Source organism: Nocardia sp. NPDC047654, assembly GCF_043205035.1.
GTDB lineage: Bacteria > Actinomycetota > Actinomycetes > Mycobacteriales > Mycobacteriaceae > Nocardia.
Window position 1 is genome coordinate 1 of the sequence record NZ_JBIDDF010000024.1, and the last position, 20,696, is coordinate 20,696.

Annotated in this window: 17 protein-coding genes and 1 pseudogene; 5 read left to right on the forward strand and 13 right to left on the reverse strand. The window is 70.9% G+C overall.

Annotated features, from left to right (window positions below):
• Positions 1 to 532 (forward strand): annotated as a pseudogene (locus tag ACGF7Y_RS33990) (cytochrome b); the annotation flags it as partial.
• A 69-nt stretch (positions 533 to 601) separates the two neighbouring features.
• Here the strand turns inward: ACGF7Y_RS33990 and ACGF7Y_RS33995 are convergent.
• Entirely contained in the window at positions 602 to 1,102 is a 501-nt protein-coding gene (locus ACGF7Y_RS33995) for a polyadenylate-specific 3'-exoribonuclease AS (RefSeq protein WP_393241304.1), read from the reverse strand.
• A 335-nt stretch (positions 1,103 to 1,437) separates the two neighbouring features.
• Here ACGF7Y_RS33995 and ACGF7Y_RS34000 point away from each other — a divergent pair, with 335 nt between their 5' ends.
• A complete protein-coding gene (locus ACGF7Y_RS34000; RefSeq protein WP_393241307.1) occupies positions 1,438 to 1,692 on the forward strand; it encodes an HNH endonuclease in 255 nt (84 codons plus the stop codon).
• 155 nt (positions 1,693 to 1,847) lie between these two features.
• The gene (locus ACGF7Y_RS34005; protein ID WP_040865895.1) at positions 1,848 to 3,233 is read left to right on the forward strand and encodes a class II 3-deoxy-7-phosphoheptulonate synthase; all 1,386 of its coding nucleotides are present in this window, start codon (positions 1,848 to 1,850) and stop codon (positions 3,231 to 3,233) included.
• 45 nt (positions 3,234 to 3,278) lie between these two features.
• Here ACGF7Y_RS34005 and pknB read toward each other — a convergent pair whose 3' ends face one another.
• Positions 3,279 to 5,240 carry a Stk1 family PASTA domain-containing Ser/Thr kinase gene (gene pknB, locus ACGF7Y_RS34010; RefSeq protein ID WP_393241428.1) on the reverse strand — a complete coding sequence of 654 codons (1,962 nt, stop codon included), beginning with the start codon at positions 5,238 to 5,240 and terminating at the stop codon, positions 3,279 to 3,281.
• Positions 5,241 to 5,370: 130 nt separating this feature from the next.
• Here pknB and ACGF7Y_RS34015 point away from each other — a divergent pair, with 130 nt between their 5' ends.
• Complete coding sequence (locus ACGF7Y_RS34015; protein WP_063054019.1) at positions 5,371 to 5,739, forward strand: Rv2175c family DNA-binding protein; 369 nt, start codon at positions 5,371 to 5,373, stop codon at positions 5,737 to 5,739.
• Between the two features lie 551 nt (positions 5,740 to 6,290).
• Here ACGF7Y_RS34015 and ACGF7Y_RS34020 read toward each other — a convergent pair.
• From ACGF7Y_RS34020 to ACGF7Y_RS34035, 4 genes are all read right to left on the reverse strand, one after another.
• Positions 6,291 to 7,313: a phytoene/squalene synthase family protein gene (locus tag ACGF7Y_RS34020; RefSeq protein WP_393241310.1), complete on the reverse strand. Its 1,023-nt coding sequence runs from the start codon at positions 7,311 to 7,313 to the stop codon at positions 6,291 to 6,293.
• Entirely contained in the window at positions 7,310 to 9,028 is a 1,719-nt protein-coding gene (locus tag ACGF7Y_RS34025) for an alpha-(1->6)-mannopyranosyltransferase A (protein ID WP_393241313.1), read from the reverse strand. The genes ACGF7Y_RS34020 and ACGF7Y_RS34025 overlap by 4 nt, the downstream gene beginning before the upstream one ends.
• Positions 9,029 to 9,091: 63 nt before the next feature.
• Positions 9,092 to 10,675: a phytoene desaturase family protein gene (gene crtI, locus ACGF7Y_RS34030; protein ID WP_393241316.1), complete on the reverse strand. Its 1,584-nt coding sequence runs from the start codon at positions 10,673 to 10,675 to the stop codon at positions 9,092 to 9,094.
• A 38-nt stretch (positions 10,676 to 10,713) separates the two neighbouring features.
• A complete protein-coding gene (locus ACGF7Y_RS34035; protein ID WP_393241319.1) occupies positions 10,714 to 11,847 on the reverse strand; it encodes a polyprenyl synthetase family protein in 1,134 nt (377 codons plus the stop codon).
• 184 nt (positions 11,848 to 12,031) lie between these two features.
• Here ACGF7Y_RS34035 and ACGF7Y_RS34040 point away from each other — a divergent pair, with 184 nt between their 5' ends.
• Positions 12,032 to 13,033, forward strand: a complete 1,002-nt coding sequence (locus tag ACGF7Y_RS34040) for a methylenetetrahydrofolate reductase (RefSeq protein ID WP_393241321.1) — start codon at positions 12,032 to 12,034, stop codon at positions 13,031 to 13,033.
• Positions 13,034 to 13,197: 164 nt separating this feature from the next.
• Here ACGF7Y_RS34040 and ACGF7Y_RS34045 read toward each other — a convergent pair whose 3' ends face one another.
• The 7 genes from ACGF7Y_RS34045 to ACGF7Y_RS34075 are packed head-to-tail and all read right to left on the reverse strand — an operon-like array spanning position 13,198 to position 20,658.
• Entirely contained in the window at positions 13,198 to 14,358 is a 1,161-nt protein-coding gene (locus tag ACGF7Y_RS34045; RefSeq protein ID WP_393241324.1) for an LLM class flavin-dependent oxidoreductase, read from the reverse strand.
• Positions 14,355 to 15,161, reverse strand: a complete 807-nt coding sequence (locus ACGF7Y_RS34050; RefSeq protein ID WP_393241327.1) for a DUF1684 domain-containing protein — start codon at positions 15,159 to 15,161, stop codon at positions 14,355 to 14,357. Before ACGF7Y_RS34050 ends, ACGF7Y_RS34045 begins: the two co-directional genes overlap by 4 nt.
• Positions 15,158 to 16,528, reverse strand: a complete 1,371-nt coding sequence (locus ACGF7Y_RS34055; RefSeq protein ID WP_393241330.1) for an NtaA/DmoA family FMN-dependent monooxygenase — start codon at positions 16,526 to 16,528, stop codon at positions 15,158 to 15,160. The genes ACGF7Y_RS34050 and ACGF7Y_RS34055 overlap by 4 nt, the downstream gene beginning before the upstream one ends.
• Positions 16,525 to 17,658, reverse strand: a complete 1,134-nt coding sequence (locus ACGF7Y_RS34060) for an LLM class flavin-dependent oxidoreductase (RefSeq protein ID WP_393241333.1) — start codon at positions 17,656 to 17,658, stop codon at positions 16,525 to 16,527. Before ACGF7Y_RS34060 ends, ACGF7Y_RS34055 begins: the two co-directional genes overlap by 4 nt.
• Entirely contained in the window at positions 17,658 to 18,167 is a 510-nt protein-coding gene (locus ACGF7Y_RS34065) for a hypothetical protein (protein ID WP_393241335.1), read from the reverse strand. The genes ACGF7Y_RS34060 and ACGF7Y_RS34065 overlap by 1 nt, the downstream gene beginning before the upstream one ends.
• The gene (locus ACGF7Y_RS34070; RefSeq protein WP_393241338.1) at positions 18,167 to 19,789 is read right to left on the reverse strand and encodes a dipeptide ABC transporter ATP-binding protein; all 1,623 of its coding nucleotides are present in this window, start codon (positions 19,787 to 19,789) and stop codon (positions 18,167 to 18,169) included. The genes ACGF7Y_RS34065 and ACGF7Y_RS34070 overlap by 1 nt, the downstream gene beginning before the upstream one ends.
• On the reverse strand, positions 19,786 to 20,658 hold the full coding sequence (locus ACGF7Y_RS34075) for an ABC transporter permease (RefSeq protein ID WP_393241341.1): 873 nt from the start codon (positions 20,656 to 20,658) through the stop codon (positions 19,786 to 19,788). Before ACGF7Y_RS34075 ends, ACGF7Y_RS34070 begins: the two co-directional genes overlap by 4 nt.
• Positions 20,659 to 20,696: the final 38 nt, after the last annotated feature.

Below are 20,696 nucleotides of genomic sequence, written 5' to 3' on the forward strand. Positions count from 1 at the left end.
CCCCCGCGACGTGCCCGTTCGCACGGCGATCGGCGCGATGGCGATCGCGTTCTACGTGGTGCTGACGCTGTCGTGCGTCAACGACATCATCGCCTTGAAGTTCGACATCTCGCTGAACGCGACCACGTGGATCGGCCGCATCGGCCTGCTCGTCGCCCCGCCTGCGGCGTACTACATCGCCTACCGGTTCTGCCTCGGCTTGCAGCGCAGCGACCGCGCGGTGCTCGAGCACGGCATCGAGACCGGTGTGATCAAGCGTCTGCCGCACGGCGAGTACATCGAGGTGCATCAGCCGCTCGGCCCGGTCGACGCGCACGGCCACCCGATTCCGCTGGAGTACCAGGGCGCACCGGTCCCGAAGAAGATGAGCAAGCTGGGTTCGGCCGGCAAGCCGGGCACCGGCAGCTTCCTGCGGCCCGATCCGCAGGAGGAGAGCGATCGGAACTTCGAGATCGAGCACGAAGAAGAGCACAGGCAGCTGAAGGTGCTGCAGCGCGCTCAGGAGGCGGCGAACGGCAAGCACGGCCACTGACGCCCGCCCCACCGGACGGCCCCCGAGTCGAATGCGACTCGGGGGCCGTTCTGCGTCATACCGCGGGTGTCACAGGCGTGGCGCCGCGCGGCGTGCGGCCTCGATGGCTTCGAACTTGGCGAGGTTGTGCCGGGCGTCGGCCAGCGCGTCGTGCGCGTCCGGCGGGATCGGCGGGAGGTCGGGACGGCCGTGCGCCTCCCAGTGCTGGCGCAATTCGTTGGTGTAGCGCGGCAGGGTGTTGGGCAGGTCGACCATGGAGCCCCACAGCTGGCACAGGGCGACGTGGTCGTAGGCGGACACCCAGGCCCACAGCTCCGGTTGCACGGTCGGCCGCGGCACCAAGAACGCGTACAGCTCGTCCCGGATCCGGGCGCGGCTGCGCCACAACGGAGAGGAAGGCGACGGCAGCTGGGGCAAAACGAATTTGCGCACCCAGGGACCCGCACGTCCGGCATCGAATTCGGTGGACACCGCGTAGTACTCCCTGCCGTCTTCGCAGACGACGCCGATGGAGACCAAATCGATGGTCACACCGTCCTCGATGAATTCGCAGTCATAAAAATACTTCAAGCACCAAGCCTCTCTGATATCTTCGCTGGCAGTAATTCGGCAACACGGGGGTGGAATGGCCAGTGTTCTCGTATGCAGTGTAGAAGGTTGCGCGCGTCAGGTACGAGCACGAGGCGTGTGTGGCAACCATTATGCGCAGGACCCGTAGCGGGCTTCCGCGCTGTGCCATCGAAAGCTGTTCTAGGCCAGTAGTTATGAAGCGTGAAATCTGTCGATCGCACATCCATGAGGTTCGGCGATGGGGGAGCGTCGATGGCGCCCCGGGGCGGGGGTCGCCCGGACGGCGTCGCAAAAGCTCGCACGATGGGCGGCGGATATCTTCGTACGGTTATTTGATGATCCGTCTTCCGGAAGGGGGCTTGGAATTAGAGCACCGGGTTGTCATGGAGGCCGAACCGGGCAGGAAGCTCCGTCCGGGAGAGAATGTTCACCATATCAACGGCGATAAGTCGGACAACCGGCCGGAGAACCTGGAGTTGTGGCTCAGGCGTCAGTCGACAGGGCAGAGAGTGCGAGATCTGGTCGCCTGGGCGAAAGAAATCCTCGAACTCTACGGTGCTGCCGAAGACGATAATGCGACGAGGTCGTAGACGCGGCATCCGATCGGTAGTGAATTCGCGCCGCATCCAGGGGGATCCCCTGGTGGCCGGTACCCACCGGGGTATAAGCCATTCACCTCAGGTGGGGCGATTCCAGCCCTGGGACTGGGTTCCTGCGAGGGGGTGGCGGTCCGTATTCTGGACTGGTGAACTGGACCGTCGACGTACCCATCGATCGCCTGCCGGAACTGCCGCCGCTGCCCGCCGAGCTGCGCAGGCGGCTGGACGACGCGCTGGCGCGACCTGCGCTGCAGCAGCCGTCCTGGGATCCGGAGCAGGCGGCCGAGATGCGCACCGTGCTCGAGAGCGTGCCGCCGATCTGCGTGCCCGCCGAGGTGGAGGAGCTGCGCGCTCAGCTGGCCGAAGTCGCCCGCGGCGAGGCGTTCCTCATGCAGGGCGGCGACTGCGCGGAGACGTTCGCCGACAACACCGAGCCGCATATTCGCGGCAACATCCGCACCCTGCTGCAGATGGCGGTCGTGCTCACCTACGGTGCGAGCCTGCCGGTGGTGAAGGTCGCGCGGATCGCGGGCCAATACGCCAAACCGCGCTCGTCGGACACCGATGCGCTCGGCCTGAAGTCCTACCGTGGCGACATGGTGAACGCGCTGGCCGCCGACGCGGCGCTGCGCGAGCACGACCCCTCCCGCCTGGTCCGGGCCTACGCCAACGCCAGCGCGGCGATGAACCTCGTGCGCGCGCTCACCGGCGCGGGCATGGCCGATCTGCACAAGGTGCACGACTGGAACCGCGACTTCGTGGCCAAATCGCCCGCCGGTGCGCGCTACGAGGCACTGGCCGAGGAGATCGATCGCGGCTTGGCGTTCATGACCGCGTGCCGGGTCAACGATCCGAGCCTGAAAGCGGCGCGCATCTACGCCAGCCACGAGGCCCTCGTGCTGGACTACGAGCGCGCCATGCTGCGCCTGAGTCACAACGCGATCGGCGAGCCGGTGCTCTACGACCTGTCGGCGCACTTCCTCTGGATCGGTGAGCGCACCCGCCAGCTCGACGGCGCGCACATCGCGTTCGCGGAACTGGTGGCCAACCCGATCGGCCTGAAGATCGGCCCGTCCACCACGCCCGAGCAGGCCGTGGAATACGTGGAGCGACTGGACCCGAACAACGAGCCGGGCCGCCTGACCATCGTCTCGCGCATGGGCCACAGCAAGGTCCGCGACGTGCTGCCGCCCATCATCGAAAAGGTCCAGGCCACCGGCCACCAGGTGATCTGGCAGTGCGACCCGATGCACGGCAACACGCACGAGGCGTCCACCGGCTTCAAGACCCGTCACTTCGACCGCATCGTCGACGAGGTGCAGGGCTTCTTCGAAGTGCACCACGCGCTCGGTACGCACCCCGGCGGCATGCATATCGAACTCACCGGCGAGGACGTCACCGAATGCCTCGGCGGCGCCCAGGACATCTCCGACCTCGATCTGTCCGGCCGCTACGAGACCGCCTGCGACCCCCGCCTGAACACCCAGCAGTCACTGGAGCTGGCGTTCCTCGTCGCCGAGATGCTGCGCTGAGATCCGAGCCGCGTCAGCGGCCGGACTTCGCACGCTCGCTTCCGGTCAGGGAAGCGCCACGATGGTGACGGTGTCGCCCGCCTCGAGGTTGACTCCGATGGCCGGAGTTTGCGAGACCACCAGAGAGCTATCGGCTCGGGCCAATTGTTTGACCTCGACCTGCAAGCCGAGGCTTTCCAGCTTGGCCCGGGCGTTGGCCACGGTCCATCCGCGGACGTCGGGCATCTTCAGGGCATTGGAGATCAGCAGGACGACGCCGTCGCCGGATTGAATGGTGGCGCCTGCGCCCGGCTGGGTGCCGATGGCCTTGTCCGCCTCGATGCTGCGGTCGAACTGGGGTTTGGTCTCGCGGATCGCGATTCCGGCGGCACTGAGGATCTTGGTGGCCTCGTCGGTCGACTTGCCGCGGACGTCGGGAACCTTGACCGGCTGCGATCCCTTGCTGCGGTAGACCTTCACCTGCCCGCCCAGGGGTAGCACGGTGCCGGGCCGCGGTTCCACCCGGGCGACCGTTCCCTTGGGGGCGGCGTTGGACTCTTCGCCCGCGTCGACCGGTTGCAGCCCGTAGTCCCGGATCAACTGATTGACCTTCGACACCTGGTCACCCGCTTTGACGTCGGGCACCTTGGGCTTGCCATTGGAGACCAGGACGGCGACCGTGGAACCCTTGGTGATCTTGGACCCGGCCGACGGGTCACTGCCGACCACGCCGCCGACCGGGATCGTGTCCGACGCCTTCTGCCGGATCTCGGTCTCGAACCCGGCGCTCTGCAGCGTGGCGACCGCCTTGTCGGTGTCCAGCCCGGCGATCGGCGGCACCGCCGAATACCGGCCGACACCCACCCACCAGCCCCCGATGCCGACCAGCAGCGTGAGCGCCGCGACGATGGCCACCCATATCCACACGGTGCGCCGGGAGCGGTTGAGCTCGTCGGCGTAGGGCGGCGCGTACGGCGGCGCGGGGTGGGCTTGACGCGCCGGTTGGGGCCGGTCGTAGTCCGCCGGGGGGCTGTAGTCGACGCGGGGCCGCTGGGCGGTGACCACTTTGGTGTGCTGCACCGGTTGCGGCGCATGGGGGTCGTGGGCCGACGCGCCCGCGAAATCCGGCCGGTCGTCGTGATCCGGCGCGACGACGCGGTAGCCGGCACTGAGATGCTCGGCGGACTCCTGGGGCGCGGGCACCCGATAGGGAGGCAGGCGCAGCGCGGTGCCGATCTGCCGCAGCGCTGCCGCCATCTCGTTCGCGTCGGCGAACCGGTGCGCGGGATCGCGCGCGGTGGCCTTGGCCACCAGCTCGTCGAACTCCGGCGGCACCCCGGAGATGAATCCGCTCGGGCTCGGCACATCGTTCTCGATGCGCTGATAGGCCACCGAGATCGAGGTGTCGCCGGTGAACGGGACACGGCCGGTGAGCATTTCGAAGATCAGCACGCCGAAGGAGTAGACGTCGCTGCGGGAGTCGGCGGAGCCGCTGGTGACCTGCTCGGGCGACAGGTAAGCGGCGGTGCCGAGGATGACGCTGGCCGACGTGGTGTTCGCCGCGGCCACCGCGCGCACCAAGCCGAAGTCGGCGATCTTCACCTCGCCCGCGTCGGAGATCAGCACGTTCTCCGGCTTGATGTCGCGGTGCACCAGCCCAGCGGAATGCGCGACGCCGATCGCCGCCAGTACCGGTTCGGCGACGGCGCGCACCGCGTGCGGTGGCATCGGGCCGCGTTCGCGCAGCAGCTCGCGCAGCGTGCCGCCCTCGACCAGCTCCATGATCAAGAAGGGATGGTCGCCGTCGATGCCCTGGTCGTACACCGCGACCAGCGAAGGATGCTTGAGCTTGGCGACCGCGCGCGCCTCGAACTCGAATCGGGACAGGAACTGCGGGTCGCCCGCGAACTTCGGGTCCATCACCTTGATGGCGACCGGCCGGTCCAGGCGGGTGTCGACCCCGCGGAAGACCATCGACATTCCGCCGCGGGCGATCGGCGCATCGATCCGATAGCGCCCTTCCAGCATCTGGCCGATCAAGAGAAGTCCTCCGGCTTTCACAAAGTTTGCCGCTCCGTGCGGCCCCCACGATGGTATCGACTCCCACCACCCCGGGTGTCTCACGACGTGCGGCAGGTCACCGTCTACCGTTGTCCGGGTGAGTGCATTTCCCTGCAGTGACGACGTCCTTCCGCAGTCGGTGGCCCTCGTGCCGCTGCCGGAGGTGGCCGACCGACTCGGGCTGGTGGTGACCCGGGTGCACCAGATGCTGCGCGATCACCAGTTGCTCGCCCTCCGCAGAAACGGCGTCGCGGGCGTCCCCGAGCGGTTCTTCGACGACACCGGCGCGGTCGTGAAGCCGCTGCCCGGCCTGATCACCGTGATGCGCGACGCCAAGTACACCGACGAGGAGATCCTGGAGTGGATCTTCACCGAAGACGAGAGCCTGCCCGGCAAACCGATCGACGCCCTGCACGGCCCCCTGGCCCGCGAAGTCCTGCGCCGGGCGGCCGCGGACCCGTTCTGAGTTGTTTTTCCAGCGCCTGCGGCGCTGGGTGTTCGCGGCCCCTTCATGGCTCGCGTCCGAGTGACCGCCGCTTGCTCCTTCGTCGCGTACGCGGCGGCCACTCGGACGCGAGCCGGGCCGCGAACGGCGGATGCTCGGTCTCGCTTCGCTCGAAACCGGTGGTTGAGCTGGTGTGGTCGCGTGTGGTCAACGCGGGATCAAGTGGATGCTGGTGCCTTGGGCTATCGGGCCACGCTCGGTGTCGCTTCGCGCGGGCTCGTTGCGTCGGCCGTAGTGGCGCCGATTCGAGTTCGCCGTCGGCGATGGCGGGCCTGGAGTTCTGATGCGGCCCGCTCGGCCTATCCGAGCCTGTTTGTCGAATGCGGCGGCGGAGGGCACGAGCCGTTCTCCCCGCTCGCGCCTTGCCCGAATCTGCGCCGCCGCACTGACCGCGTTGGGGCCCGGCTCGGCTTACTTCCGCGCGCTGCTCACCATGCGGGGGAGCTTGCCGCTACCGTGGCCCAGCACTCGCCGTCGATTCGTCTGCGACGCGGAGGTGGGCTGGTCGGTCGTCAGCGGTCCAGGCGGTTGCGGAGCGTGGCGGTGGTGAATTCGGTGGCGGCGACGCGCAGGCGGTGGTGGCGGGGCACCGCGGCGCGGTGGTCGAAGACGGCGTAGTCGCTGCGTTCGATGTGGTGCAGGATGTCGGAGTAGAGGGTGGCCGCGGTGCGGATGGCGGGGCGTACCCGGGGTTCGAGCATGTCGATGCCGGATTCGGCGCGGCGGTAGAGATCCCGGTTGACCGCGATGAGATGGGCGAGGGCACGGCGGACCCGCGGATCGGTGCGGCCGGTGCGCCGGCATTCGAACAGCAGATCGTCGTCGACGCCGAACGCGGTGAGGGCATCGGCGGGCAGGTAGACCCGGTCGCGGTCGAGATCCTCCGCGACGTCACGCAGAAAGTTGGTGAGCTGGAAAGCCTCGCCCAGAGCGGCGGCGGCGGGTTCGGCCTCCGGCACCGGGACAACCGTGCCGAGCACGGGGAGCAGTTGCAGTCCGATCGCGGCCGCGGAGCCGCGCATGTAGTCGCGCAACTCGGCCATGGTGGCGTAGCGGTTACGGAAGGACGGGGCGCCGGGCGCGTCCATGCGCATGGAGTCCAGGAACGTCCAGAAGTGCTGTGCCGCGATGCCGTAGCGGTGGATGGTGTGGGTGACGGCGGCGAGCACGAGGGCACGCGGCCGTAGTCTCGCTTCCCGGCTTCGTTCGTGCTCCGGCTTCGGGCCGGAAGGCAGCAGCGCGTCGCCGCGGGCCTCGCCGGTGTGCGATCCCAGCGCGGCCCGCAGGTCCCGCTCGATTCGGTCGAGTTCGGTGACCGGGTCGCTGTCGGGCGCGGCGGTGGGACGGCCCGTGCGGTCGACGACGTCGTCCACCATGCGCGCGAACGCGTACAGCGCGTGCACGGCGGGCCGTCGCTCGGCCGAGAGCAGCCGGGTGGCCAGGAAGTAGGTGCGGCCGTGCGTGGCGGCTATCTGCCTGCACTCGCGGTAGGCGAGCGGGAGCAGGGCGGAACTGGGTAGCCGGCCTTCGGTCATCGGGCGACGGGCGAAGCGGTGGCCTCGCCGGGCGTGGCCGTGACAGTGCTCGGCGGCGTGGTGCGCAGGCGCAGCGGGTCCACCGTGCGCAGCGACAGCGCCGCGACGCTCGCGGCGAAGGTGGCGGCGACGACGTGCCAGAAGTTGTACAGGCCGATCGAACCGTCCGGCTGGAAGACCAGCATCAACCAGGTGCATACGCCGACCAGCGCCATCAGCGTCGTGGTGGACAGCGCGAACCCGGCGGCCAGCGCCAGCGGCCACGAGTAGTACCAGGGCAGCGCGGCCGGCGAGAGGATGACGATCGCGACGAACGCGATCAAGATGCCCAGCACCGCCTCGCGCTCGCTGTGCCGGAAGCGCCACCAGGTCAGGGCGAGTACGGCGACCAAGGCCAGCGCGCACATCGCGCGGGTCACCTCGAGCACCGATTCCAGCCGCAGCGGGGTTATCCAGGTGATCGCGTGCGCCATCACGGTCGGCAGCGAGAGCCAGTTGATGATCTTCTTCGACCCGGACAACGCGGTCAGCCAGCCGATGCCGACGCCCGCGATGGCCGAGGCGGCGACGAACACCACCGCGAACACGCTCAGACCGAGCCCGGCGATCTTGCCGAACATCAGCGCGGGATGCGGCATGTCCTCCGTCGGCTCCGCGGCGTCGCCGGGCTGCTCGCTGGCGGGCAGGTGCGCCGGATCGCGCCCGACCCGCTGGGCGGCGCGGCGTTCGCGTTCGTGCAGCATCCAGATCCAGACCAGGAACGGCAGCGCGACGCCCGCGGTCGCCTTGATGGCCACGCCGATCGCGACGACCACGATGCCCGCCACGTGGTGGCGCTCCAGCACCAGCGCGATGCCCGCGCACATCAGCCCGACCATCAGCATCTCGTTGTGCACGCCGCCGATCAGGTGGATCAGCACCAGCGGGTTGAGCACAGCCAGCCACAGCGCGACGGTCGGCTTGCCGCCGAGGTGCTTGGTCAGATACGGCACCGCCCACATCATCAGCACCAGGCCGGGCAGCATGACCAGCCGCATCGCGATGGTGCCCGCCACCACGTTGTCGCCGGTCACGGCGGTGATCGCGCGACCGAGCAGCAGGAAGACCGGACCGTAGGGCGCGGTGGTGGTGGTCCACACCGGACTGACGTTGTCCAGCAGCACACCGGGATTCGCGACCGGGCCGACCTGGTAGGGGTCGAAGCCGTCGCGCAGCAGCGCGCCCTGGGCCAGGTAGGAGTAGGCGTCGCGGCTGAACATCGGCACGGCGAACAGCAGTGGCGCGATCCAGATGCCGACGATGGCGCGAAGCTCGTTGAGCGTCACCTCGGCGCCGGTCCGGTCGCCGGTGCCGATCGTGGCGCGCCCGAGGCGGACCCAGGCGGTGATCATGAGCAGCACGCCGATCCAGATGCAGATGGTCGACAGCGCGTAACCGTGCCCGAACCGCAGCCAGGACAGGTGCATGGCCTCGAGCAGCGGGTCGCGCTTGCGCACGCTGCCCGCGCCGAAACCGCCGAACATGATCATGAGCGCGCCGAAGAAACCGAGCAGGGCGGCATGGCCCTCCGGGCTTCTGGCGAAGTCGGCGCAGGTGCGCATCCACCACAGGAAACCGCGGTCGGTGGCCGATTCGCGACGTGCGGAGGCGGGCGACGAGGGACGAGTGTCACCGGCGGAGGCGGCCTCTGCGGTGCGCGTTTCGGGGGATGCCATCTGGTGTCGGTCCCCCCGAGTGGTCGGCGGTCGCAACCGCGAGCGAATAGGTCGGCGTTTAGTTTACGGCGTCGTCTCGAACACTATCCGGCTGGTGCGCGGGGTCGCACGCGAAGTGCGCCCGACCTCGTCCGCGATGCGGTTTGCCGCCAGTTTTCCGGATAACAGGGCGGTCGGCACGCCCACGCCCGGAGTGGTGCCGCAACCGGCGATAACCACATTGTCGCTAGAGCGCGGGAAATTGCGCGGCCTGAAGGGGCCGGTCTGCCGGAAGAGGTGTGCGGCGGAGAACGGCGTGCCCGCAAGCATGCCGTAGTCGAGCCACGTCCGAGGTGTGTCGAGCCGGTCGACGGTGAAGTGCTCGGCGATGTCCCGGTAGCCGCGCGCTTCCAGCACGGTGAGCAACTCGCGGAGGTAGGCGGGGCCGAGGCGTGGCCAGTCCAGCGGCGCCGCCGCGAGATTCGGGCACGGCGCGAGCAAGGAGAACGGCTCGTGGCGTCCGTCGCCGCGTTCGACGAACAGACTCGGATCGGTCAGCGCGGGCCGGGTCAGCAGCAGCGAGGGGTCGCTCATCAGCTTGCCGCGGCCGCGGCGAGCGGTGATCTCGGTGAACGTGCGGTCCCAGGCCTCCCCGAACTCGATGGTGTGGTGCGCCTGCACCGGCCATCGCGCCGCGACCGCGGCGGGGACGGTGCCGTGCGCGACGAGCGCCGACGGCGAGGCGCGCAGCCCGCGCCGTGGTCGCACACCGAAACGGTCCAGCGAGCCGAGGTCGGCGGTGAGCACGAGCGCGTCGCAGTCGAACGAGCGCCCGTCGGCGGTGCGGGCGCGCCGGGCTCGCCTGCCCGCGTAGTCGATGCCGACCACCTCGGCATTCAGTTCCAGCGTGCCGCCTGCCTCGGCGAACGCGTGCGCCAGCGCCGCGGCGATCGCGCGCATACCGCCCTCGGGGAAGTAGACGCCCAGCGAGGTGTCCATATGCGGGATCGCGCCGTAGACGGCGAGCGCCTGCGCGGGCGGCATGCCCGCGTAGAGGGCTTGGAAGGTGAACAGGCGCGCCAGGCGCTGATCCCGCAAGAACCGGCGCACCTGCGGGCCGAGCCTGCCGAACCCGCCGAGACGTGCCAATTCGACCAGCGCGCGGCGCTTTTCGGGCAGGCGCACCAGATCCAGCGGCGAGTCGAAGTTGGTGTCCATGAACTCGGTGAACTCCGCCGCGTAGACCCGCGCCAGCCATGCGCGCAGGCGCCGGTATCCGCGTGCCTCGGCCGGGCCGCAGGTCCGCTCGACCTCCGCGGCCATGGCGTCCGGGTCGGCGAAGACCCTGATCTGCGCGCCGTCGGCGAACCGGGCGTGATAGCCCGGCGCCAGCCGGTGGATGCGCAGCGGGGGCTCGCAGGTCTCCGGGGCGCGGCCGACGGCGGCGAGCGCGTCGGTGATCAGTTCGGGCAGGGTGAGAACGGTGGCGCCGGAATCGATCTCGTAATCGGCGCCCTGGTACCGGCCCACCCGGCCGCCGGGGTGGTCGGCCCGCTCGAGCAGCGTGACCGTGTGACCCGCGCCGGTCAGGTGGAGGGCGGCCGACAGGCCGGCCAGGCCCGCGCCGACCACCACGACGCGATCGGTCGGTCCCGCAACGGTTCTCATTCCGGTTCGTCTCCTCGCCGTGGCGCCCGATACCCGGCTCACGCCGCGCGCTCGGTCGCGGCCAGCGCCATCGCGCGCAGCCGTTCCTTGGCCACCGGCGTCGCCGAGCTGGCCTCGATCGCGGCCAGACCGCTGTCGGTGAGTTCGGCGATCCGGCGTTCCACCTCGTCGACCGCGCCCAGTTCGGCGAGCAGCGCGCGCAGCCGCTGCACCTGCTCGGCGCTCAGGTCGGTGCCGATACTCGAACGCAGCAGCGCGGCCGCGGCGGCGTCGGTCTCGTCCGCGCGGCGCAGCGCCTCGGCCAGCAGCACGGTGCGCTTGCCCTCGCGCAGGTCATCGCCGGAGGGCTTGCCGGTGACGGCCGGATCGCCGAATACGCCGAGCAGGTCGTCGCGCAGCTGGAAGGCGATCCCGATGGCGGTGCCGAACCGGCGGTAGGCCTCGATCAGCTGCTGATCGGCGGCGGCGATGGCGGCGCCGAGGTGCAGCGGGCGTTCGACGGTGTAGGCGGCGGTCTTGTAACGGTTGATCCGCAGCGCGGCCTCGACCGATTCGTCGCCGCCCGCTTCGCCGTTGATGTCGAGCAGTTGACCGCCGAGCACCTCGGTGCGCATGTCGGCCCACACGGGGGCGAACCGGGCGATGGCCGCGGGCGCCAGTCCGGACGCGTGCACCATGTCGTCGGCCCAGGACAGCGCCAGGTCGCCGACCAGGATGGCCACGCTGGCGCCGAAGTGCGCCGAGTCGCCCGCCCAGCCGCGGTCGCGGTGGCGCTGCTCGAAGTCGACGTGCACGGTGGGGAAGCGGCGGCGGGTGCGGGAGGAATCGATGATGTCGTCGTGGATCAGCGCGCAGGCCTGGACGAGTTCGAGTGCGGAGCAGGCGGTGAGCACCGCGGTGGCCTCGGGGGCGTGCGGATCGCCGCCCGCTCCGAGCCACCCGGTCCACGCGAACGCGGGCCTGGTGCGTTTCCCGCCGCGCAGCACGAACTGCTCGAGCGCGTCGGTGGCCTCGACGAAGACCGGGCCGAGGCGCTCGGTCGTCGGGCGGCGGGTGGCGAAGAAACTGGTCAGGGCGTCTTCCACGGCGGTGACGAAGGCGGGGGTGCCCGGCTGCGGCACCGCGGGACGCGGCGTCTGAGTACCGGTTGCGGCGGACAGAGGAGCCTCCAAGGTCGTGCGGATGGTGGACGCACGGGGTCGCGGAGGGTGCCCGGGCGCTGCGGGTGATTCGGGGCCGAGCGGGGGTGGTCGCGCGTGTCGCTCGGCGTGGCGAACATGTCGCTCGAAGCGAAGAATACGCGGGACGTCCGAGCGACCCGACGGGGCCGCCACCGGCCACCTCTACACTGAACCGGTGACTTTCGACAACGTGCGGGGAAGCTCGACCCCTGGCCGGCAGTCCCGGACGCACCCGAACGTCTCTGGAACACCTTCGGTCGTACAGAGTCTGCGGGCTCACGCGGGGCATGCGGTGCCGTTCTCCGTGGAGTTCAATCCGCCCCGCGACGCCGCCGCCGAGGCGCGGCTGTGGCGCGCCGTGCGGCAGTTCGAGTGCATGCATCCCGCGTTCGTGTCGATGACCTACGGCGCGGGTGGTTCCACTCGCGACCGCACCGTCCGGGTGACCGGGGAACTGGCGCAGCAGACGACGCTGCTGCCGGTCGCGCACCTGACCGCGGTGGAGCACAGCGTCGCGGAGCTGCGCTCGCTGGTCGGCGCGTACGCCGACTCCGGTATCCGCAACATCCTGGTGCTGCGCGGCGACCCGCCGGGCGACCCGCTGGGCGAGTGGCACAAGCATCCGCAGGGCGTCTCCTACGCCGAGGAGTTGGTGCGTATCGTGCGCGACCTCGGTGACTTCCACGTCGGTGTGGCCTCGTTCCCGCAGGGCCACCACCGCTCGCCGGACCTGGCGACCGATACCGCGTTCCTGGCCGCGAAACTGCGTGCGGGAGCGGAGTACTCGATCACCCAGATGTTCTTCGACGTCGAGCACTACCTGCGCTTGCGCGATCGGCTGGTGGCGCTGGACCCGATCGAGGGCGCCAAGCCGATCATTCCGGAGCTGATGCCGATCACGTCGCTGCGCACGGTGCAGCGCGCCGAGGAGCTGTGCGGCAGGCCGCTGCCGGACTCGGTCATGCGGCGGCTGCGCACGGCGGCGGGCGACGGCGGGGACGAGAACGCCGCGGCGGTGCGCGCGGCGGGCATCGAGATCGCCACCGAGATCGCCCAGCGGCTGATCGACGAGGGCGCGCCGTGCCTGCACTTCATCACGCTCAATTTCGCCAAGGCGACCAGCGAGGTGCTGACCAACCTCGGTTACGGCGTCACGGCCGCCCCGGTCAGCGTCTGAGACTCCCGTCTCGGGTGGGCGCTACCTGTGCGTCACCGGCCGCTTTCGACGCCGTGCCCGGCGGCCGCTCGTCCCCGGACGGCGCATTCGAGCCGCTCCGGCGAGCACTATGGCGGCCTCGGTGACCGGCCGGTGTACTCGAGGGCGCACCGGCCGGCGCAGCGTCAGGCCGCGCGGGCCGCGCGCAGCCCCCACGCCTCGGCGAGCAGCCGATGCGATTGCAGCCGATCGGCGTGCCGGTGGGTGATCGTGGTCACCAGCAGTTCGTCCGCTCCGCTGACGCGTTGCAGCGCGGACAGCCGTTCCACGACGGTGCCCGGTGACCCCACGAACTGGGTGGCGAGGCGATCGTCGACCAGGCGCCGCTGCTCCGCGGTGAGCGGGGCGATGGTCGCCGGATCGGGATAGTCGGCCGCGCCCGCGCCGCTGCGGATGCTGTGCACCCAGTGGCCGTAGCTAGCGGCCAGCCGCCGCGCGGTGGCGTCGTCCTCGGCCACGACCACGTCCGCGGAGATCACCACGTACGGCTCGGCCAGCTCGGCAGACGGCCGGAACGCCGCGCGATACGCCTCGATCGCGTCCAGCGCGGTGCCCGGCGAGACGTGATAGGCCGCGGCGAACGGCAGCCCCAGCCGCCCGGCCAGCTCCGCGCTCTCGCCCGCGGTGCTGCCGAACAGCCACAGCCGCACTTGCGCGCCCTCACCGGGAACCGCGTGCAACGCAACGCCTTCCGGGCTGACGAAGGTGCCCGCCAGCAGAGCGCGCACCTCGCCGACCTGCTCGGCGAACTCCAGCGGCTGCGCGCCGCGCTGCTGGAGGGCACCCACCGAGGCGATGAACTTGGACCGGTCCAGGATGCGGCCCGGGTCGAACGGCGGCGGAACGACAACGCCGTCACGGATCTCGGTGCGTCCGGTCACCGTGCCGACCACGGGCTTGCCGCGCGCGGGCCGCGCGGCCTCCGCGCCGAACTGGCCGCGTCGATGACCCGACCGGCCGAGGCCCAGGTCGAGCCGGCCCGGGTACAGCGCGTCGATCGTGCCGAACGCCTCCACGATCGAGGCCGAGGTGTGATGACCCACCTGCACCGCCGCCGAACCCACCCGGATGCGCTCGGTGGCCGCCGCGACCAACCCGATCAGGGTGATCGAGGAGGAGCTGGCCACCGAGACGAAGTGGTGTTCGGCCAGCCAGTACCGGTGGTAGCCCCACTGTTCGGCGTGCTTGGCCAGATCGACGGTGTTGCGCAGGGCCTGCTGCGCGGTCGAGCCCGCGCTGATCGGGGACAGGTCCAGGATCGAGAGGGGAACGAACCGGCCGCTCATGCGGCACGTCCCCGACGTGGGTCCTGCTCGCCCGCTTCGATGGCCACGCGCAGCCGGTTCTGCGCGGGCGCCACCGGGCAGGTCGCGAAATCGGTGAAGGCGCACGGCAGATTCGCGGCTCGGTTGAAGTCCAGCAGCACCGTGCCGTCCGCCTCCGGCGTGCCCACGGTCAGCGATCGCGCCGTCGGGTAGGTCGTCACACCGCTGGTGGCGTCGGTGAACAGCACCCGCAGGTTGTCCTGGTCGCCGAACGCGACGACGCGTTCGGTCACCTCGCCGATGCGGAATTCGATGGTGCCCGCGGCGCTGTGGCGGTGCTCGAGCCCCTCGACCACGGCGCCGGTGACCACGGTCCGCTGCTGCGCGAACGGCGTGAAGCGCCCCGGGACCACCCAGCGCGGGTCGGGCCGGTAGGCCGGGATGCCGTCGAAGGTCAGCAGGGCGGGCGAAGCGGGGTCGTGCACCCGGACGGCGTAGCGGCCCGTGCGGCGGATCACCTCGAGTATCCGGCGCTCCTGCCGGACGTGCAGGCCGGGCGCCCCTTCGGCAGGGGTGACGATCTGTACGCCCGCGATACCGAGCCCGTCGTATTCCAGCCGGTCGGCGGGCTGGGCGGTGATGAACACCTTCTCGTCGGTGACCCACCAGGTGCCGGGCAGGTCCGGCAGCCGTTCGGGGCGGTCGGTGAGCCAGTGCAGCGCGGTCAGGCCGAGGAAGCCGAGCGGGTCGCGCAGTTGGTCTTCCCGCGTGTGGTGCCAGCGCGCCCACTCGGTCTCGAAAACGGTGGTGATGCTCGTGGTCATGACGCTTCGGCTCCTTCGTGGGCGGTGGTTCGACGGTGGGGATGGCGCAGGCCGAGGTGGTCGCGCAAGGTGGTTCCGGCGTACTCGGTGCGGAAGCTGCCGCGCTCCTGTAGTTCCGGGACGACCCGGTCGACGAATTCGTCCAGCCCGTGCGGGGTGAGGTGCGGGACGAGGATGAAACCGTCCGCGGCGTCGGACTGCACGTACGCGTCGATCCGCTCGGCGACCGCCGCGGGCGTGCCGATGAACTGCTGGCGCGCGGTGACCTCGATGATCAGCTCCCGGATGCTGAGCCCTTCGGCTTCGGCTCTGGCCCGCCAGGATTCGGCGACCGCGCGGGGATCTTTGGCGTGCCGGACGCGGCCGCGGGTGATGTTCACGTCGTCGACGGGCTCGACGTCGGGCAGCGGTCCGTCCGGGTCGTATCCGGACAGATCCCGGCCCCAAACCTGTTCGAGGAAGGCGATCGCGGTCTGCGGGCCGACCTGTTGGAGGCGGATGTGCCTGGCGCGTTCCTGCGCCTCGGCCTCGGTGTCACCGAGGACGAAAGTAGCGGCGGGGAAGATCTTCAGCTCGTCGGGGGTGCGCCCGTACTTGGCCAGGCGGCCTTTCAGGTCGGCGTAGAAGCGCTGCCCGTCCTCCAGGGTGCCGTGGCCGGTGAAGATCGCGTCGGCCGTGGCCGCGCCGAATTCCCGGCCGTCCTCGGAGTCGCCCGCCTGCAACAGCACCGGGTGGCCCTGCGGGCTCGGCGGCAGCACGAATCGGGCGGTGATGTCGAACTGTATGCCGCGATGGCGGGTTTCGGGAATCTCCCGGGCGAACACCCCGGCCCGCCGGTCGACGACCAGTGCGTCCGCGGCCCAGCTGTCCCACAGCGCGCGGGTCACCTCGACGGTCTCGGCCGCGCGGTGGTAGCGCTCGCCGTGCTCGAGATAGCCGCCGCGCCGGAAGTTCTCGCCGGTGAACGCGTCGGAGGAGGTCACGACGTTCCAGGCCGCGCGGCCGCCGGAGAGATGGTCTAGCGAGGCGAATTGCTTGGCCAGCTCGAACGGCTCGTTGTACGTGCTGTTGATGGTGCCGGCCAATCCCAGCTTGTCGGTGACCCCGGCCAGCGCGTTGAGCACGGTGAAGGTGTCCGGCCTGCCCACGACGTCGAGGTCGTGGATACGGCCGCGATGTTCGCGCAGCCGCAGCCCTTCGGCGAGGAAGAAGAAGTCGAACAGGCCGCGCTCGGCGGTACGCGCCAGATGCTCGAACGACGCGAAATCGATCTGGCTGCCCGACTCGGGGTCGCTCCAGACGGTGGTGTTGTTCACGCCGGGGAAGTGGGCGGCGAGGTGGACCGGCTTGCGAGGCTTGTCGGTCACGACGGGGTGCCTTTCGTGCTGATGGCGTAGCGGCTCTCCGGACGGGGCAGCCCGAGGCGGGCACGTAATGTGCTGTTCGACAGCGGCTTCCGGTCGATCCCGGGCAGCAGGCGCACGGCGGCTGGAAGCGCGAGCGGGCGCAGGACGACGCCGTCGGCGGCCTCGGCGCTGTCCACGGCCGCGAGCACTTCGCGCAGTGTCTCTGCGGTCCCGAGGTGGCGCAGGGCGCTGGGCGCGGCGGTGCGAACCGGGCCGGCCCAGCCGTCCAAGGTATGCGCTTCCGCCCGTGCCGCGTCCGCGGAGCCGGCCAGGTGGATGTCGAGATCCAGTAGCACGTGCACGCTGTCGGGGTCGCGTCCCGCGTCCGCGAGCGCAGTGCGCAACGCGGTGCGCCGTGCCCGCGCCGCGTCGAGATCGTCCGTGCCGATCCGGATCAGGTCGGCGCGGCGCAGCGCGACCGCGGTGGCGGCCGCGCCGTCGGCGCGCACCGCGACGATCGGTTGGCCCTGTGGCGAGCGCGGTGTGATGGAGGGCCCCTTCACGGCGAAGTTGTCGCCGGTGAAGTCGATGTAGTGCAGCTTGTCCCGGTCGACGAAGCGGCCGGTCGAGGCGTTGCGGATCTCCGCGTCGTCCTCCCAGCTGTCCCACAGCCGGGTGGCGACCTCGATCGCCTCGTCGGCCTCGTGCCACAGCGCGGCCGCGTCCCGCGCCGGTTTGCGCCCGAACGCCCGCGCCTGCTCGTCTCCTTCGGAGACGGTGACCTCCCAGCCCGCCCGGCCGAGCGTGGCGAAGTCCAAGCTCTGGATCGCCTTCGCCAGATGGAACGGTTCGGTGTGGGTGACCGGCGCCTGGGGGATCAGACCGACGCGGTGGGTGGCGGCGGCGACGCGGGCGGCGATCGCGATCGCGTCGAGCCTGCCGCGAGTGGCGCCGGGGCCGCCGGGCTGCACGCCGAACGAGTCGGGCAGGAACACCGCGTCGATGCCCGCTTGCTCGGCCGCGACGATCACCTCGGTCCAGTACCGTCCGGTGAACAGGTCCTCCGCGCGCGAGTCGGTACGCCGCCAGGACGCGGGGTGCGCGCCGGTGCCCGCCGCTTCGACGGCGAGGAAGAAGCCGGAGTGCGCCATCAGGCCGTGCCCTCCGCCTCGATCTGCTGACGCAGCGCCGGATGGGTCCCGGATCCGGCGACGTCGGGTCCCAGCAGCAGCGCCTGCTGCCACAGCGCGGCGCGCATGCCGCGCGCGGACCGCACCGCGCGGCGGTCGCGCTCGGCGCGGACCGGGGCGACGGCGTGCACGCGCGGGTTGCCGGAGGTGTCGGCGGCACGCGGGGCGCGCAGACGGGTGCGCCACCAGCGCGCGGGATCGGGTGCGAAGACGGCGGGGGCAGCCGGGATGTCCGGCGTGGGAGACGGTTCGGCGTCGGTGGCGGCCGGTTTCCGGTTGAAGGCGGAGTACACCATCAGGGCGATCCTTTTCGGTCGGTGCCACCACGGCTCGTGGCCGGTGGTGGGCTCCGGTGCGGAGGGAGGGGTGATCGCGCAGGACGCGACGGCGGGTTCCGGGCGGCTGCGGCACGGGGCCCAGCGCTGCTGTCGGTTCAGCACCCGGCTGTGGCGGTAGGTCGGACGGGGCATTACGACACGCCTTTCGGGACTGCGGGCGCCGGGATGGCCGACAAGAGCTCGCGGGTGTACTCGTGCCGCGGGTTGCCGAAGATCTCGGCGGTGCGGCCGGATTCGACGATGCGGCCGCGCCGCAACACCGCGACGTGGTCGCTGATGCGGCGCACCACCGCCAGATCATGCGAGATGAACAGGTAGCTCAGCGCCAGTTCGGCCTGCAGGCCGTCCAGCAGTTCGAGGATCTGCGCCTGCACCGAGGCGTCCAGCGCGGAGACCGGTTCGTCGAGCACCAGCAGCTCGGGATGCAGCGCCAGCGCCCTGGCGATGGCGACGCGCTGACGCTGCCCGCCCGACAGCTCGGCGGGCTTGCGCCGGGCGAACCCGGACGGCAGCGCGACTTGCGCCAGCAACTCCGCCACCCGGTCGCGCCGCTGCGCACGACTGCCGACTCCATAGGCGCGCAACGGTTCTTCGATGATCGCGCCCACCCGCCAGCGCGGATCCAACGAGGCGTAGGGGTTCTGGTACACCACCTGGAAGCGTTTGCGCAGCGCGCGCAGCCGCGACCCACGGGCCTTCGACAGCGGTTGCCCGTCGAAGGTGACCTCGCCGCGATCGGGTTCGGTGAGCCGCAACGCGATCCGCGCGGTGGTGGATTTGCCCGACCCGGATTCGCCGACCAGCGAGAGGGTCTCGCCGCGGCCCAGTTCGAAGCCGACCCCGGCCACCGCGGTCACGCTGTCGCCCCCGTGCGCCCGGAAGGTCTTGTGCACTTCGCGCAAGACCAGTAGCGGCTTACCGCCGCGTGGCTTGGGCTCGCGGTAGCCGCCCGCGGGAGCGAGGCTGGGCGAGGCGGCGAGCAGGCGCTTGGTGTACGGATGGCGCGGTGTGGCCAGCAATTCGGCGGTCGGGCCGCTCTCCACCACCTCGCCGCCGTTGAGCACGACGAGCCGATCGGCGCGTTCGGCGGCGACGGCCAGATCGTGGGTGATCAGCAGCACCGCCGTGCCGCGCGCCGCGATCTGCTCGGCGAGCCGGTCGAGCACCCGGCGCGCGACGGTCACGTCGAGCGCGCTGGTCGGCTCGTCGGCGATGACCAGGTCCGGTGCGCAGGCCAGCGCCGCGGCGATCAGCACCCGCTGGCGCTGCCCGCCGGACAGCTCGTGCGGGTACTGACCGGCCCGCAGTTCCGGCCGATCCAGTCCCGCGTCGGCCAGCAGTTCGATCGCCCGCGCCCGCGCCGCCTTGCGGTCGGCCAGTCCGTGCACCAGCAGTGCTTCGGCCACCTGATCACCCACCCGCCGGACGGGGTTCAGCGACAGCCCCGGGTCCTGGGGGACGAACCCGATGCGAACTCCGCGCAGCCGCCGCAGCGCGCGTTCGGAGCCGGTGTCGACCACGGCGCCGTCGAAGGTCACGGTCCCCCCGGTGGTCTCGGCGTTCGACCCGAGCAGGCCGATCACGGCGTGGGCGAGCGTGGACTTGCCGGAGCCGGATTCGCCGACCAGCGCCACCACCTCGCCGCGGGCCACCGTGAGCGACACCCCGTTCAGCGCGGTGGCCGCGCCGGTTCCGGACCGGTACCGAACCCGCAGGTCCTGGACGTGCAGCAGCGGAGATGCCGGGGCGCTCACGGGTGTTCTCCCTTCCCGATCGCGCGTCCGAGGCGCTGTGCGGCGAGCACGACGGCGATGATGACGAACCCGGGCAGGGTGGTCATCCACCAAGCGGTCGCGAGGTAATTGCGGCCCTCCGAGATCAGCGTGCCCCACTCGGGGGTGGGCGGCTTCGCGCCGTACCCGAGGAAGCTCAGCGCCGACACCGCCAGCACCGCCATGCCGAATTCGACCGCGGCCAAGGCGAGTACGGGCTGGTAGGCATTGGGCAGCACGTGTCTGGCCAGCACCGTGTACCAGCGCACCCCCGCGGCGTGGGCCGCCTCCACGTACACCGCTTGCCGGACCCGCAGCACTTCCGATCGCATCACGCGCGCGAAATTGGCCACCAGCGAAACGCCCACCGCGATCGCCACATTGCCGGTGCCGAAGCCGAGCGCGGTGACCAATGCGAGCGACAGCAGCAGCGCGGGCACCGACAGCAGCACATCGACCGAACGCATGACCACGGCGTCGACCACGCCGCCGATCGCGCCCGACAGCAGCCCGAGCAGCGACCCGGCGACGAGCGCGATGCCGACGGCAGCCAGCGTGGCGGTCAACGAGAGCCCGGCGCCGTGCACCATCCGGGTGTAGAGGTCGCGTCCGAGATTGTCGGTGCCGAACCAGTGTTCGGCGCTGGGGCCCTGGAACTTCTGCGCGGGCACGCCGGTCAGCGGGTCGCCGCCCGCGAAGACCGACGGCGCCAGCGCCCATCCCACGGCGAGCAGCGCGACAGCGCCCGCGATCAGCAGTCCGGCGTTGCCGCGCAGCCTCTTCCAGCGCACCGCCGGGCGCCGCAGGCCGGGTAGCACGGCTGCGCGCCTTTCCTCGATGACGTCAACCATGAGTCCTCACCTCCTCGGCCGGCAGCGCGCCGAGCGTG

What these genes read in the sequence shown, in the direction of transcription:
- ACGF7Y_RS34075 (WP_393241341.1), bottom strand. Translation starts at nt 20,658, where the DNA reads ATGGTTGACGTCATCGAGGAAAGGCGCGCAGCCGTGCTACCCGGCCTG.
- ACGF7Y_RS34045 (WP_393241324.1), bottom strand. Translation starts at nt 14,358, where the DNA reads ATGAGCGGCCGGTTCGTTCCCCTCTCGATCCTGGACCTGTCCCCGATC.
- crtI (WP_393241316.1), bottom strand. Translation starts at nt 10,675, where the DNA reads ATGAGAACCGTTGCGGGACCGACCGATCGCGTCGTGGTGGTCGGCGCG.
- ACGF7Y_RS34050 (WP_393241327.1), bottom strand. Translation starts at nt 15,161, where the DNA reads ATGACCACGAGCATCACCACCGTTTTCGAGACCGAGTGGGCGCGCTGG.
- ACGF7Y_RS34025 (WP_393241313.1), bottom strand. Translation starts at nt 9,028, where the DNA reads ATGGCATCCCCCGAAACGCGCACCGCAGAGGCCGCCTCCGCCGGTGAC.
- pknB (WP_393241428.1), bottom strand. Translation starts at nt 5,240, where the DNA reads ATGCTGGAAGGGCGCTATCGGATCGATGCGCCGATCGCCCGCGGCGGA.
- ACGF7Y_RS34000 (WP_393241307.1), top strand. Translation starts at nt 1,438, where the DNA reads ATGATCCGTCTTCCGGAAGGGGGCTTGGAATTAGAGCACCGGGTTGTC.
- ACGF7Y_RS34065 (WP_393241335.1), bottom strand. Translation starts at nt 18,167, where the DNA reads ATGCCCCGTCCGACCTACCGCCACAGCCGGGTGCTGAACCGACAGCAG.
- ACGF7Y_RS34020 (WP_393241310.1), bottom strand. Translation starts at nt 7,313, where the DNA reads ATGACCGAAGGCCGGCTACCCAGTTCCGCCCTGCTCCCGCTCGCCTAC.
- ACGF7Y_RS34060 (WP_393241333.1), bottom strand. Translation starts at nt 17,658, where the DNA reads ATGGCGCACTCCGGCTTCTTCCTCGCCGTCGAAGCGGCGGGCACCGGC.